The following is a 14,080-nucleotide window of genomic DNA, read 5'->3' as shown; positions in this document are numbered from 1 at the left end:
CTCCCCGGACCATGGAGATGTCCAGTGCAGGCCGCTTCGCAGCCTCTAGCGTCCATCGGTCGAACGGCGCTGAGCTTGCGACCAAGAGTCGTCTGCCGCGGAGGAATACTGCAGCCTCCGGATAAGTGCACTCCACCGGTAATCAGCAGCGAGAAGCGACTGAGGAGGGGCCCGGTGATCGCCGGGCCCCTCTCGTCATGAGGCTTGTGATGAAGTGGCGCCGCCTGCGCTGTCTTCCGGGCTGGCGCAGATCCGGTTTGCGATGATGCGCAGGCCCTCGGCCAGTTCGTGGGCGGTGAGGCCCTGCTTGGGATCCATGAACCATTTGGCGATGATCCCGATGAACAGGGCGTGGTAGACCGAGCCCGCCAGCCTGGCGGTTTCGGGCTCCGCTTCGGGATCGACGCCGAGGAACATCTCCGCCAGGCCGGTCGCCGCCTCGGTCTGCACTCCGGCGAGGAAGGCGCGCAGTTCGTCGTTGCGGCCGAGCAGGCTCATCAGCTCCACCTGGGCCGACCACAGGCCTGAGTTCGGGCCGCTGAACGACTCGATCGTGCGCGCCATGATCGATTCGAAGCGGCGCAGCGGCCCGGCGTCCAGGTCCCCTGCCGCTGCGAGAGCGCGCTCGATCTCCTCGCCCCAGTCGCCGATCGACTCGTAGACCGCCTGGTTCATGAGCGCGTCCTTGGAACCGAAGTGGTAGCCGATCGCCGCCAGGCTCACGCCGGAGGCCGCCGCGATGTCGCGGGCCGTGGTGCGCGCGTAGCCCTTCTCGATCAGGCAGCGCTTGGCCGCAGCGAGCAGGTCCTCTCGATTTCCCATGGTCAGCAGCCTACTCCCGTCTCGCACGATCGTCTCATACAATCGTTTTAGACGTTTGTTCTAGACAAGCGTACAAGACGCTTGTACTGTTCCCTGGTATGACGAATCACCGAGCGCGGCGAGCGCGCTCGGGTGCGGACAACAATCCGGGGGAGTGACCGATATGCCACGTTCCACGTCTTCTACGTCGCAGGCAGACGACCGGTCGGCCAGGGCGATTGGATCGCACCGCGCCGCACCGTCGGGGGACTCGGGTTGCTCAGGGCCGTCCGGACCGAAAGCCGGGCGACGTGAGTGGACCGCTCTGGTCGTGCTCCTCCTGCCTCTCCTGCTCGTCTCGATGGACGTCTCCGTCCTCTACTTCGCGGTCCCATTCATCAGCAGGGACCTCGAACCGAGCAGCACCCAACAGCTGTGGATCTTCGATGTCTACGGGTTCGTCCTGGCCGGCCTGCTGATCACGATGGGCTCGCTGGGTGACCGGATCGGCCGGCGCCGGCTCCTGCTGCTCGGCGCGGCGGGATTCAGCCTCGCCTCGCTGGCTGCGGCTTATTCACACAGCGCGGCACAGCTGATCGCGGCCCGCGCGGTGCTGGGCGTCGCCGGGGCGACGTTGATGCCCTCGACGCTCGCCCTGGTCCGCAACATGTTCCACGACGAGAAGCAGCGCCGAACGGCAGTCAGCATCTGGACCGGCGCGATGACGGGCGGCATCGCACTCGGCCCGGTGCTCAGCGGGCTGCTGCTCGAGCACTTCTGGTGGGGCTCGGTCTTTCTGATCAACGTCCCGTTCATGCTCGCGCTGCTGTCCCTCGCCCCCGTTCTGCTGCCTGAGTTCCGCGCGCCGCAGCCGGGGCGGTTCGACGTGCTCGGATCAGTGCTGTCGCTCGGTGCTGTTCTCCCTGCCATATACGGGATCAAGGAGATTGCGGCGAACGGCGTGGACCAGGTGCGGCTCGCGTCGATCGCGGTCGGGGTGCTCGTGGGCGCGCTGTTCCTGGTCCGGCAACTGCGCAGCGACCATCCGATGATCGACCTGGCGCTGTTCCGCAGCCGCGGCTTCAGCGGCTCGGTCACACTCAATCTTTTGTCGATGTTCGCGATCGTCGGATTCGCCATCTTCATCACCCAGTACCTGCAGTCCGTGCTCGGCATGAGCCCGTTCACCGCGGCGCTGTGGTCGCTGGTGCCGTCCGCGGGGGTCGGCGCCATCGCTCCACTGACCGGTGCGCTCGTGCAGCGCTTCGACCGGGCTACGCTCGCGGCGGCCGGATTCCTGCTCGCCACCGGCGGGTTCGGCATGCTGACGCAGCTGCACGCCTCGTCGCATCTCTGGTTCCCGCTGGTCGGCTGCAGCCTCTACGCCAGCGGTCTGGTGATGGTGATGACGGTGGGCACCGAGCTGATCATGGGTGCGGTGTCACCGGAGCGGGCGGGTTCGGCGTCCGCGGTCGTCGAGACCGGCACCGAGTTCGGCGGCGCGCTCGGCATGGCGGTGCTCGGCAGCATCGGCACTGCGGTCTACCGCAGCCATTTGGCCTCGACGATGCCGGCCAGGTTGTCCGCCCGGAGCGCGGATACGGCGCGGGAGACGCTCGGCGGCGCTGTCGCCACGGCGTCTCACATGCAGGGCGTGAGCGGCACGGCCCTCCTCAACGCAGCGCGCGACTCGTTCGCACACGGGGTAAATGCGGCGGCGCTCGGGGCGGGCATCGCCACGCTCACAGCCGCGGTGCTCTCCATCGCTCTCTTCCGCGGCGTCCGTGTCGAGCAGGCATTGGCGCGGGTACCGACGCTCGCGCCGGTTCCGAGTGACGTCGAGGTGGCAGTCTGACGCCTCTTCAGACGAAGGTCGGAAGCCGACGGTCGTCGTGGACGCACATCGTCTATCGGCCGTCGGCTACCGGCGGCTTACCAGCGGTAATGCGCGCGGTAATGCGCGCTTTCGTTATCCAGAGGTGACCATGGGAGCGGCGCGTCCGGGTAGGTTCAGGTACGTGGACGAGACTTCGGATGGTCTGCACGAGGCGGCCGATCGTGCAGCGAACTACATACGGGGTCATGGGGGACCGTTCGACCGCGCCCGATTCGCAGCAGTGGCCGGGGCAGGCCTTCCCGAAGCCGAGGCCGACGCGAACGGCAGCACCGCCGCGCTCGAACCCCCCGAGCCGCAGAACCCGGACGGCGGCTGGGCGGCGCCCTGGTCCGGCGGAGCGTCCAGCCTCGACGCGACGTGCTTCATGCTTGACCAGCTGTCCGACCTCGACGATGCGCGCACCACGGCGAACGTGTCCGCTGCGCTCGAGTTCATCGAGGCGGCGCAGTCGCCTGACGGCACCTGGCGCGAGGGGCAGAGCGACCGTACGCCCGATTGGCTGATGCCAGGCTCGGCGCCCGCCCGCGCTTATCTCACCGCGAACTGCGCGCGCACACTGCTCGTAGCCAAGACGGCCGCGGAGGCTGTCGAGCGCGCGGCGCGGGCGCTCGAATGGGCGCTTGACCCGCACGGCCGCCTGCCGGGGCCGATGGTCGCTCACTGGCTCGCCGCGCGGGTGTTTCGGGAGACCGGCCGCGAGCTGGCCGCGCGCCGCCTGCTGGACGTCGTCGGTCGGGTATTCGATCAGCTCGACACCACGGATCTGGCCTGGTTCGGCTCGGACACCCAGCCCGGCGACCGCTGGACGAAGCGGATCGCCTTGCGGCTGGCGGCCTGTCAGGAGCCGGACGGGTCGTGGATCGACGAAAGCGGCCGTCCGTCCGCATTGCTGACCGTCACCGTGTGCCGCGTCCTCCTGCGCGCCTGACTCTGCGTCAGTCTGCGTCAGGCGAAAGCGGCGCGACAAGATCTCGAGATGGCAAAGGCCCGGACACGCAGGGTGCGTGCCCGGGCCCTCCGCCTTGCAGAGGCAGGTCAGCTGGCGTTGGTCAAGGTGACCTGCGTGCTCGCAGTCTGGCCGTTGCGCTGGTAGGTGATCGTCACCTTCGAGCCCGGCTGGTACGACCTGATAGCCGCGACGAGCGAGTCCGCGCCGCCGATCTGCTGGTCGTCGACCTTCGTGATCACGTCGCCCTTCTGGATCCCGGCCTTGTTCGCCGGTCCACCCGAGGTGACGGCGCTGACCACGGCCCCGGCCTGGGTCGCCGTCGCGGACGGGTCGCTCACCGAGACCCCGAGCAGCGAGTGGGTCGCCGTGCCGGACGTGACCAGTTCCTTGGCCACCCACTCGGCCTGGTTGATCGGTATCGCGAAGCCCAGGCCGATCGAGCCGCTGGTGCCCGAGCTGCCGAGGCTGCCGGAACTGGCGGTCGCGATCGCCGAGTCGATCCCGATGACCTTGCCGTTCATGTCGACCAGCGGGCCACCGGAGTTGCCCGGGTTGATCGCCGCGTCCGTCTGGATCGCGTCCAGCACCGACTGGCTCGACGACTGCGACGAGGTGTCGCTCGACGGGCTGACCGGCCGGTTCAGCGCCGAGACGATGCCGGTGGTCACGGTGTTGGACAGGCCGAGCGGCGCACCGATCGCCACCACCGACTGGCCGACGGCGAGGGTGGACGAGTCGCCGAGCTCGGCTTTCGTCAGTCCGCTGACCCCGGAGGCCTTGATCACGGCGAGGTCGCTGGAAGTGTCCCGGCCGAGGATCGTGGCCGGGGTGATCCTGCCGTCATCGAAGGTCACGGTCATCGTCGTGCCGGAGCCGGACGCCGCGGCGGAGATCACGTGGTTGTTGGTCAGGATCTGACCATCCGAGGAGATGATGATTCCGGTGCCCTCGTCGCCGGAGCCGTCGCTGGCGGTCACGGTGATGGTGACGACCGACGGCAGGACCTTGGCCGCCACCGCGGTGACCTGGGTCGAGTTGGGCGACGCGGTGTTGAGCCCGGAGCCGGTGGTGCTGGTGTTGTTGTTGTTCGAGCTGGTGAGCGAGGACGTCGACGACGAGTTGTTGTTGTCCTTGAGTGCGTAGGTGACTCCGGCGCCGACGCCGGCGCCGATCAGGGCCGCGATCACCACAGCCGCCAGGATGACCCTGCCGGGTCCGCCCTTCTTAGGCTCGGCTGGTGCGAGGCCACCCTCCGGAGTGCCGAATGGAGGCAGCCCGGTCGATGCCGGGGCGGCCCATTGGGGCGGCGGGGGAGTGCCCGGGCCGCCGGCGAAGGGGCCCTGCCCCCATCCCTGAGGCACGGCGGGCGGCGGAGGGGCGCCCCACATCGGAGCGGCGGGCGGCTGGGGCTGCGGCGGCACCGGCGCCGGTATCGGCGTCTCGGGCAATGGCCTGGTGTGCTCCATATCGCCCATATAAGGCTGCGGGGCGGGCGTCGGCGGCAGCGGCTCGGGTCCGGCGGGCGTCTGGAGGCCCGCAGCCGGCTGAGCCTGCTCGGACGGCTGACTTGCGTACGGTCCCTGAACTGGCTCGCTCGCGCCGAAAGGAGCGAACGGCGCAGAGCCGCCGGGCGTCGCGTCCGCGATCAGGGACTGCTGGTGGGCCGACATCTCAGCCGGCTCCGACGGCGATTCGGGCGCGGGTGCCTCTGCCCCCGGCGTCGCGGCACCGGCGAACGGCGGCTGCTCTGCGGGCTGCTCCGTCGAGTCGGTCTCGCGATGTTCAGGCGTCTCGGTCATGAGTCGTACTTTCTTCCAACTGTCTGAGATGCGGCTGAGATGGGGCGCAGAACTGGTTATGGAGTTGTGGAACCGAGCCTAAGGAGCATCCGGGCGGAATGCCGTCCGGGCTGAGCCGGCCGGATCGCCAGAAGAGTCCGACGGCAGAGCCAGGTTCGCTACGTTCTGTTCCAGCGTCTCCATGGGCGCGGTGAGGACGTTGGGCGCGGGCGCTCGCGGGAAAGCGGCCTTAGGCGCCGAAGGTGGCTCAGGCAGTCCGGGCAGCCAGACGCCGAGCAGGGCGCCACCGCCGGGCGCATGTGCCACGGCGACTCGTCCGCCGTGGTTCTCGGCGACCTGTCGCACGATCGCCAGACCCAGACCCGAGCCGGGCATGGTGCGGGCCTCGGGTGACCGGTAAAAGCGTTCGAAAATGTGCTCCATGTCTTCGGCGGCGATGCCCGGCCCCTGGTCTGCGACTTGGAGCGCGCCGTCCTCGAGCGTGACGGTCACGGTGCCCTCCGGCGGCGACCACTTGGCCGCGTTGTCGAGCAGGTTGGTAACAGCCCGCTCCAGCGACATCGGCTCGCCCTGTAGATACCACGAGCTAAGGCGCACGTCGTAGGTAAGCGACGGCGCGCGCCGCTGAACCCGTTCGACTGCCCGTTCGACGACGTCAGCGAAGTCGACCAGCTCGACCGCGTGGGTCGCGCGCTCGTCCCGGGAGAGCTCCACTAGGTCGGCGATCAGCACGGAGAGCTCTTCCATCTGGGCGCGCGCGTCGTTCATCAGGTCCGCCCGGTCTTGGGCGGACAGGCGCGGATTGTCCGGCTCGGCCATGGCCTGGGCGAGCAGGTCGAGGTTCGTGCGGATGGACGTGAGCGGCGTGCGCAGCTCGTGGCCGGCGTCCGCCACGAGTCTTCGCTGATATTCCTGTGACCGGGCGAGGGTGGCCAGCATCGTGTTGAAGCTCTTGGTCAGCCGGGCCAGCTCGTCGCTCCCGGCGACTTCGATCTTGCGCAAATTGCCCGTCCGGGCGATGTACTCGGTCGCGACGGTGAGTCTTTCGACCGGCCGCAGGGCGGCGCGGCCGATGGCGAGGCCGGCTGTTCCGGCGATCGCGATACCGGCGAGCCCCACCAGCAACGCCACGAGCCCGAGGGTGTGCAGCGTGGCCTGCGTGGACGCCATCGATGTCCCGACGACCAGCGCCGCGCCAGGCTCGAACGGCACCGGGACGGTCACCGTGCGGTACAGCCCGTCCTTGGTGGACACCGTGTCGTAGAAGTCTCCGCTTCTGCTCGTGGCGATGTTGTAGTCGGCCGGGTTCACCGGGAGCGAGGGGTCGATCGGAGTCTCTTGCCCATTGACCAGCACGGGGATCGTCGGCGGGCGGTATGTCTGCTGACCGTCGACGAGCGTCGCCTTGAGTCCGTCCATGGCCAGGCTGGCCGACGTTTCCGGCGAGACGATCCGTCCCGGATCGGCGAGCGTCGTCTCCGCCACGGTAGAGGCCCGCTGGAGCAGGTCCTGGTCCAATCGGCTGTAGATCGTGTCGCGGACGACCGCGTAGCTGACGATCGAGGCGACCGCGACGGTGACGCCGACGGCCACCATCACGAGCAGCGATACGCGCGCTCGCAATGACACGCCGCGCAGGGCCGTGCGGATCGAACGCGGTCGCGGGCTCTTGGGTCGCTGCTGGGCCTTACCTACAGGCTTCTTCGCACGAGACACCGGCGGCTGTGCGGCCTTTCGCTGTCGCTGTACCGGCCGACTGACCTGCTTGCTTGGACGTATGTCGGTCACGGCGCCGTTTCCCTGAGCGCGTATCCAATCCCTCGCACGGTGTGGATCAGCCGTGGCTCGCCTTCAGCTTCGGTCTTGCGCCTGAGGTAGCCGACGTATACCTCGAGCGAGTTGGCAGTGGTCGGGAAGTCGAAGCCCCAGACCTCCTCCAGGATCTGCGCACGCGTCAGCACCTGGCGGGGGTGGCGCATAAGGAGCTCGAGCAGGTTGAACTCGGTGCGGGTAAGCCGCACCTTGCGCTCGCCGCGAGTGACTTCGCGGGCCGAGCTGTCCAGCGTGAGATCGGCGAACGTCAGCAGATCCTGGTCGGGGGAGTAGGAGGGCTGGGTGCGGCGCAGCAGCGCGCGCAGCCGTGCCAGGAGCTCCTCAAGCGCGAACGGCTTGGGCAGGTAGTCGTCCGCGCCCGCGTCCAGTCCGGCGACCCGGTCGGAGACGGCGTCGCGCGCGGTCAACACCAGGATCGGCAGGTCCTCCCCGGCGGAGCGCAGACGGCGACACGTCTCGAGGCCGTCGAGGCGGGGCATCATGACGTCCAGGATCGCGGCGTCCGGTCGGCTGCGCGCGATCGACTCGAGCGCCGCCAGGCCATCGGAGGCCACCTCGACGTCGTACCCGTTGAACGCCAGTGAGCGGCGCAGCGAATCGCGCACCGCCTGATCGTCGTCGACTACCAGAATCCGCATGCCCGAAGTGTTACCCGTAGCGCTGAGAAGGTGCTGAGACGCGCCGAAAATGCGGCCGATAAGTGACGGCCCCGGCGTGCCATACCCATCATGTGACTATCGATTGCGCTGTTCAAGCGATATCCAGTTTCCACAACGGCTAGTTATCCACAGACGCTCCAAATCCTCTTACGCGCGGTTGTCCCCCTAGCCGATCTTTGTCTTGGGACGGGCGAAGGGTCCGCTCCACCGCCGGAGAACGGCGGGCGACGCGAGGAGGCGGGACGCGATGGGGACCGGTTCGGGAAGCATGTGCGGTGGTGGGTCGGGCTTTGTGGACGCGAGTGCTGACGGGGGTCGGTGCGATTGCGGCGGATCGTCGGGAATCGGCGTACCGCGCACCACAGACTGCCGCTGCGTGGATGGTGCGTGCGTCGAGGCGCCGGACGGGGGCTTCGACAACGTTGGACATGGATTCTTCAGCGCGCCGAACGGGGCGACAGGCCACGCGTGCGGCTACGCGCACGGCACGCCAGGCGGGGGCGGCCTGGCCTTGGATCGGCTCGACCGTTTTCAACTGCCGCTTGGGCTAAGTCCCGAGGTAGGTGCTGCTGTGGCGAGCGTCGACGGCGACGCGCAGGACACGGTACGGCTTGGTTCTCCTGGAGAGGTCGCGGCGGCGGTTCCCCATTTCTTTGGGTTCCATCCGGACGCCTCTGTCGTGGTGCTCGGCCTATCGCGCTCGCAGCGGGACTGCCGGGCGGCGATCAATCAAGGGATGCGGATCGATCTCGGCTCGGTGCAGCGCGGTCCGGCTGCCTTCGGACGCTGGATGGCGGCACGTCTGGTGGACACCGGGGCGAACGAGGCGTTGTGCGTCGTCTATCCGCCCCGGGAGGGTCCGACCCGGATCTCCGAGTACCGTCGGCTGGTCGCCGGGATGTGCGCACCGCTCCGGATCGCAGGCGTGGCGCCCCTTGACGTCCTGTTCGTCAGCGAGGGGCGGTGGTGGTCGTTCCTGTGCGACCGCCCGCAGTGCTGCCCACCGGAGGGCTCGCCGATCGATACCCGGGCGAGCGCGATCGCCGTGCTCACCGCCTATTCAGGGCTGGCTGTGCTGCCGAACCGCGCGGCCCTCGCCGCTGGCTTGGAGCCGTATGCATCGGACATGGCGGACCGTACGCGCGCCGCGTGTGATGCCGCCTTGAACCGACTCGCCGACGCACGGGCGACCGCGGACGCCGAGACGTCCATGGCCATCGAAGGATCGGTCGGCGCCACGCACGACAAGACGCTCGACCTCCGGTGGGAAGACGTGTCGCGAGTTTGGCGCTTGGCCGACAGCCTCTGCGACGTGCAGGTGCCGCTCGACCGGGCACTGACCGACGAGATCGTCGGTGAACTCCTGGTCGCGCTCACCGATGTCCGGGTCCGCGACCACGTGGCGACCTGGTGCGGCGACGACCGGTCTGGGCAGGCGGTGGCGCTAGGCGTCGAGTTGGCGCGCCGTGCCGTGACCGCCGAGCAGGCCGCCGCGGCCTACTCGGTCGCGGCGTGGGCGACGTGGTCGCTCGGCTGGGGTGCGTGGAGCCGCCTCTGCATCGAGCGCGCCGTCGCAGCCGTGCCGGGCTACGCGCTGGCCGGGCTGATCAAGCAGGGCTTGGACCGCGGCATCGGCCCGGAGTTGGTGCGAGAGGCTGCGCGGGGCACGGCGCGGCGCTTGAACGAGATGTACGCGGAACAGCTCAGTTCGAGGGCGATCTAGCCATGGCTCGCATCCTGTCCGCAGTCGAGTCGACGACACACGGCGTCCTTACGCGCCTGTTTATCGTCATTCGGACGATATATGATGCGGCGCCATGGCGACCTCGACTGACCCCGCGTCATACGACGCCCGGCGGTGGCCGCCGTTCGCGGTCACGGTGGACTTGGTGGTGCTCACCGTGCGGGACGGCGCGCTCTCAGCGCTCGTCATCAGGCGCGGCGAGGAGCCGTTCGCCGGACAGTTGGCGCTTCCGGGAGGCTTCGTCCGCGAAGCCGAGTCGCTCGACCGGGCGGCGTCCCGGGAACTGGCCGAGGAAACCGGGCTGGCGGACCTGCCGATGCATCTGGAGCAGTTGGCGACGTATGGCGCGGTCGACCGTGATCCGCGGATGCGAGTCGTGTCGGTGGCTTATCTGGCCCTTGCGCCGGATCTGCCGACCCCGCGGGCCGGCGGGGATGCCGCCTCTGCTGCCTGGCGTCCGGTCGCTCCGATGCTCCCAGCGCTCTTTCCGGGTGCATCGGCGCATGCGGGGACCACCGGAACGCCGCTCGCCTTCGACCACGCCAAGATCCTCGCCGACGGGGTCGAGCGGGCCCGCGCGAAGCTCGAGTACTCGCCGCTGGCGGCGGCCTTCTGCCCGCCCCAGTTCACGGTGGGCGAACTGCGGCGGGTGTACGAAGCCGTATGGGGCGTGGCGCTCGATCCGCGCAACTTCCACCGGAAGGTAACCGGCACCCCCGGCTTTCTCGTTCCGGTGGGAGGAACGACGGCCCGTCAGGGCGGCCGCCCAGCGCAGCTTTTCCGGCTGGGTACGGCGACCCTGCTCAATCCGCCGATGCTGCGCCCGACCTGAGTACTCGACCCAAGCAAGGAGGAATTCCACGCCCGGGGTAGGCATCCCGATCCGCGCATCGCAGCCCGACCTCAGGCAGAGGGTGTGCTCCCCGTTCGGACAACGGTCCCGATTCGTGGATCGCGGCCTCACCTCAGGCAGGGAGTGCAGTCCCCGCTTGGGTAACGGTCCCGATTCGCGGATCGCAGCCTGACCTTAGGTAGGGAGTGCGCTCCCCGTTCGGACAACGATCCCAATCCGTGGATCGCGGCCCGACCTAAGGCAGAGAGTGCGCTCCCAGCTCGGGCAGCAATCCCGATGCGCGGATCTCAGCCCGACCTAAGCTAGGAGGCGCTCCGCGAGCTCCGACCGCACTTGCAAAGGCTACGAAGGCGCCGCGTCGGCATGCTTCGCGGCGCAGATGGTCGAGCAACGCCCGCACACGTGGCCCGGCTTTCGCCGGCGCTGGCCACCGGCAGGCGCCTCGCAACGGACGCCAGCTCGCACGTCAGCGGGGACGAATCGCCCCCATGCGGGTGTATTTCCCGGTATGCCGCGCGTGTCAGTTCTTCCTCATGATGACCGAGACAGACGATCGGAGGTGTCTGCAGCCAACGAAACCTAGGAGGCGCCGCGCGTGATCGAGGCCATTGACCTGACGGTGCGTCGACGCGGCCGCGCTGTACTCGATGCGGTCAGCTTCGACGTTCGGCCGGGTCAAGTCACGGGCGTGCTCGGAGGAACGGGCGCGGGGAAGACGACCTTGCTGCGTCGGATGGTGCAACTCGACCGGGGTGGCGGGGAGACGCTGTTCGAGGGCCGTCCCTACCGCGCGCTGGTGCATCCGATGCGCGAAGTCGGACTCGTCCTCGAAGACGCGGCCGGATACCCGGACCACACAGTGCGCGGGCATCTGCGGCTCGTGCTGGCAACTGACCGGCGCGCGGCTGTGGAGTCCGGAGTGCGCGGATGGCTTCGGCGTGCTGAGCAGAGCGGCGGTCACCTCGGTCAGAGCGGCGAGGGTGTCTTGGCGGTGCGTGACGCCGAAGGCAACCGGATCTCTCTCCGTTCCGGCATGGCTGGTGGTGGTGGCGCGACTTTACGCGTGCCGTCGAGTCGCGGCAACGCACGGCGCGGCCGTACGCGGCCTACACATCGCATCGACGCGGTGCTGGACATCGTGGGCTTGAGCGGCCAGGGCCGTACGCGCATCGCCGACCTAACCAACGGGATGGCGACCCGATTGGCGATCGCTGCAGCGCTGCTCGGTGATCCCATGGCGTTGCTGCTCGACTGCCCGGACCGAGGGCTTGAACCGGAAGGCGTTGCCTGGCTCGGGGATCTGCTGCGCGCCTTCACGGGCCAGGGCCGGGCTGCGCTGGTGACGTGCGCTGACACCGAGACTGTGGCACGTCTGTCTGATCGGATCCTGTTGCTGGACTCGGGATACCTCGTCGGCACACGCACTTCGGAGGAGGTGTTGCGCGCGCCAGCGGGCGCAGCGGTGATCGTCCGTTCCCCGCAGATCGTGAGGTTCGCGGCGCTCTTGGCCGAGGCGGGCGCCCGCAGTTCCCAAGGCGAGGGCGCGAGCCTTGAAGTGCGAGGGCTTGATCGGGCACGGATCGGCGATCTGGCGTACCGGCACGGCGTCCCGCTGCACGAGCTTGCCGAGCGGTTCACGGGCACCGATCCGGGAGACTTCGTGCTCGCCGCGTGCTCAAGCCGGGGCAGGGCGGTTGTGCCACTCCAGACGGTTACGCGGCCGGCCGCGGGTGTCGGCGTGGATGCGCGCCGCGGCGTGAAAGTAGGCGCGGGCGCAGGTGCGGCATCGACTGCAGGGTCGGGCGCGGGCGCGCCGGGATCGGTAACGGCGCTCGGGGACGTGCCGGGGCGCGTGTCGGGGGCGGGGGCGGGTGCGGCATCGACTGCAGGGTCGGGCGTGGGCGCGGCGGGATTGGTGGCGGCGGTCGCGGATGTGGCGGGGCATGTGTCGGGTCCGGACGCGGGTGCGGTATCGACAGCAGGAGCGGGCGCGGTGGTGGCGGAGTTCGCGGGCGTGGCGGGGCATGCGTCGGGTGCGGGCGTGGGTGTGGCGTCGACTGCAGGGTCGGGGGCGGGTGCGGCGTCGACTGCAGGGGTGGGCGCGGTGGTGGCGGAGTTCGCGGGCGTGACCGCTGAGGTGCCAAGACCTAGTGCAGATGCCGTGGGTTTGGGCGCGGAGCCTGAAGGTGCGTCTGTGGACGCATCGAGTCAGCATGTGGATGGCGCCGAATCGGTAGCGGCGACTTCGGAATCGGACGCCGACGCATGAGCCGCTTCTTCTCGCCGCTGATGGCCCTTCTCGGTGCGCTGCGTTACGAGCTCGCGCGTCTGTTGATCACGCGGTCGGTCAGGGCTGTCAGCCTGCTTTCCCTTCTGGGCTCGGCGCTGGTCACACTCCCGGCGGCGCGAAGGGCGGTGGGGCTCGCGCATTCTCAGGCTGCTGAGGTGGCACGGCTGAGCGGCGCCAAGCTCGTGCTGGGCCGCGGCGGGATGGTCGCCAGCTTCGGCGATGGACGATTTATGGCTGTGCGCAGCGACGGTGTCATCGGGCGGACGATCGTGTTGCCTGCCAACTGGTCGCCGCGCGGGTCCGGCATCGCTCTGGCGACGGCAGTGGGCCACGGTGGCGCCCGCGTTCTCGCACATGTTGGCACTGGGACGACTCACACGCTGCCCTCCACCGTGAGCCTTGCTGGCGCTCACGTGGGTGGTGGTGGTGCGGGCGTCGTTGCTGGCGGCGTCGTCGGGGCGGTGCTTCCGGCGGCCATGGCGGCTCTCGGCGCCGCATTGATCGGCGCGTCGTCGATCGCATACGAGTACCGGCATCGCGGAGCGCTGCTCACCTACGTTCTCCTGCCTCGACGTGGCATGGTCTTGCTCGCCAAATGCATTGCCGCCGCGCTCTTTGGCGCGCTGCTCTGCCTTGCCACGACGCCGGTTGCTTATGGGACGGCGCGGCTTGGCTTTGCGGTGGCCGGGACGAAGATTGACGTTCCGCTACGGCTGATGATCCCGGCGGTGCGAGAAGTCGTGACGGCCGCGATGTGTGGGGCGCTAGCGACCGCAGCCTGTGCGGTGCTGAGGATGCGCCTGCTCGCTGTGCTTGCGTCTGTCGCGGCTTGCGTGATTCTTGCTGCGATGCTTCCGGATTCGGCGAGCCCGCTTGTGCCCTATGTCGGCAGGGTGGCGCGACTCGTTGCAGCGGACGCTCCGTGGGTGCCTATTCGAGACGCGCTAGCGGTTTCGGCGTTGTTGTGGTGGGCGGCTGCGTTGGTTGTGGTGCGGAGACGCCGCGTCGGCTAACAAGTGGTTCATGACGCTGTAAGTATCATGATTCACTCGCAGGAGTGCATTCCGTGACAATCATGAGTAAATGGTGTCGAAAGCTCTCAAGCCAGCCGCGGGGAACGCCGACCAGATCACCATGAACATCGTCTCCGTCACGTCCGCGACGTCTCGACCTCGCTCTCCGAGCGCGGGCGCGTCCGCCGCCCGTCCCGACGAGGGGCCGGTGAATCCCGTCGCGGGTAGCGCGGCGCCCGGTG

At 68.9% G+C, this 14,080-nt stretch carries 11 protein-coding genes; 6 read left to right on the top strand and 5 right to left on the bottom strand.

Translation table 11 applies throughout. The features are described 5' to 3' along the window. Window positions 1–195: 195 nt before the first annotated feature. On the bottom strand, window positions 196–822 hold the full coding sequence (locus tag VGZ32_RS06360; RefSeq protein WP_326884904.1) for a helix-turn-helix domain-containing protein: 627 nt from the start codon (window positions 820–822) through the stop codon (window positions 196–198). Between the two features lie 163 nt (window positions 823–985). Between VGZ32_RS06360 and VGZ32_RS06355 the strand changes: the two genes are divergently transcribed. Then, complete coding sequence (locus tag VGZ32_RS06355; RefSeq protein ID WP_414642492.1) at window positions 986–2,656, top strand: MFS transporter; 1,671 nt, start codon at window positions 986–988, stop codon at window positions 2,654–2,656. A 163-nt stretch (window positions 2,657–2,819) separates the two neighbouring features. Further along, window positions 2,820–3,626 (top strand): hypothetical protein, encoded by an 807-nt coding sequence (locus VGZ32_RS06350; protein ID WP_326884902.1) that lies wholly within the window; start codon window positions 2,820–2,822, stop codon window positions 3,624–3,626. 107 nt (window positions 3,627–3,733) lie between these two features. Here the strand turns inward: VGZ32_RS06350 and VGZ32_RS06345 are convergent, their stop codons facing one another. The 3 genes from VGZ32_RS06345 to VGZ32_RS06335 form a co-directional block, all read right to left on the bottom strand. Beyond that, window positions 3,734–5,446, bottom strand: coding sequence for a S1C family serine protease (locus VGZ32_RS06345; protein ID WP_326884901.1), 1,713 nt, complete (start codon window positions 5,444–5,446; stop codon window positions 3,734–3,736). Between the two features lie 78 nt (window positions 5,447–5,524). Next, the gene (locus VGZ32_RS06340; RefSeq protein ID WP_326884900.1) at window positions 5,525–7,075 is read right to left on the bottom strand and encodes a HAMP domain-containing sensor histidine kinase; all 1,551 of its coding nucleotides are present in this window, start codon (window positions 7,073–7,075) and stop codon (window positions 5,525–5,527) included. A gap of 155 nt (window positions 7,076–7,230) precedes the next feature. Then, a complete protein-coding gene (locus tag VGZ32_RS06335; RefSeq protein ID WP_326884899.1) occupies window positions 7,231–7,917 on the bottom strand; it encodes a response regulator transcription factor in 687 nt (228 codons plus the stop codon). A gap of 592 nt (window positions 7,918–8,509) precedes the next feature. On the opposite strand from VGZ32_RS06335, the gene VGZ32_RS06330 reads away from it, so the two are divergent. The 4 genes from VGZ32_RS06330 (at window position 8,510) to VGZ32_RS06315 (ending at window position 13,838) form a co-directional block, all read left to right on the top strand. Continuing rightward, entirely contained in the window at window positions 8,510–9,661 is a 1,152-nt protein-coding gene (locus VGZ32_RS06330; RefSeq protein ID WP_326884898.1) for a DUF4192 domain-containing protein, read from the top strand. Window positions 9,662–9,755: 94 nt separating this feature from the next. Further along, window positions 9,756–10,514 (top strand): NUDIX hydrolase, encoded by a 759-nt coding sequence (locus VGZ32_RS06325; RefSeq protein WP_326884897.1) that lies wholly within the window; start codon window positions 9,756–9,758, stop codon window positions 10,512–10,514. A 616-nt stretch (window positions 10,515–11,130) separates the two neighbouring features. Continuing rightward, entirely contained in the window at window positions 11,131–12,804 is a 1,674-nt protein-coding gene (locus VGZ32_RS06320) for an ATP-binding cassette domain-containing protein (RefSeq protein ID WP_326884896.1), read from the top strand. Continuing rightward, a complete protein-coding gene (locus VGZ32_RS06315) occupies window positions 12,801–13,838 on the top strand; it encodes a hypothetical protein (RefSeq protein ID WP_326884895.1) in 1,038 nt (345 codons plus the stop codon). The genes VGZ32_RS06320 and VGZ32_RS06315 overlap by 4 nt, the downstream gene beginning before the upstream one ends. 60 nt (window positions 13,839–13,898) lie before the next feature. Here the strand turns inward: VGZ32_RS06315 and VGZ32_RS06310 are convergent. After that, on the bottom strand, window positions 13,899–14,080 hold a 182-nt coding region (locus VGZ32_RS06310), incomplete at its 5' end, for a hypothetical protein (protein ID WP_326884894.1).

Source organism: Actinocrinis sp., assembly GCF_035938995.1.
GTDB lineage: Bacteria > Actinomycetota > Actinomycetes > Streptomycetales > Catenulisporaceae > DASZGI01.
The sequence above is the reverse complement of the archived record's forward strand: the minus strand, read 5'-3'. Positions and strand labels throughout refer to the sequence as shown.

Excerpts from the sequence above, each read along its gene's own strand:
- VGZ32_RS06360 (WP_326884904.1), bottom strand. The coding sequence starts at position 822 with ATGGGAAATCGAGAGGACCTGCTCGCTGCGGCCAAGCGCTGCCTGATC.
- VGZ32_RS06355 (WP_414642492.1), top strand. The coding sequence starts at position 986 with ATGCCACGTTCCACGTCTTCTACGTCGCAGGCAGACGACCGGTCGGCC.
- VGZ32_RS06345 (WP_326884901.1), bottom strand. The coding sequence starts at position 5,446 with ATGACCGAGACGCCTGAACATCGCGAGACCGACTCGACGGAGCAGCCC.
- VGZ32_RS06335 (WP_326884899.1), bottom strand. The coding sequence starts at position 7,917 with ATGCGGATTCTGGTAGTCGACGACGATCAGGCGGTGCGCGATTCGCTG.
- VGZ32_RS06325 (WP_326884897.1), top strand. The coding sequence starts at position 9,756 with ATGGCGACCTCGACTGACCCCGCGTCATACGACGCCCGGCGGTGGCCG.
- VGZ32_RS06315 (WP_326884895.1), top strand. The coding sequence starts at position 12,801 with ATGAGCCGCTTCTTCTCGCCGCTGATGGCCCTTCTCGGTGCGCTGCGT.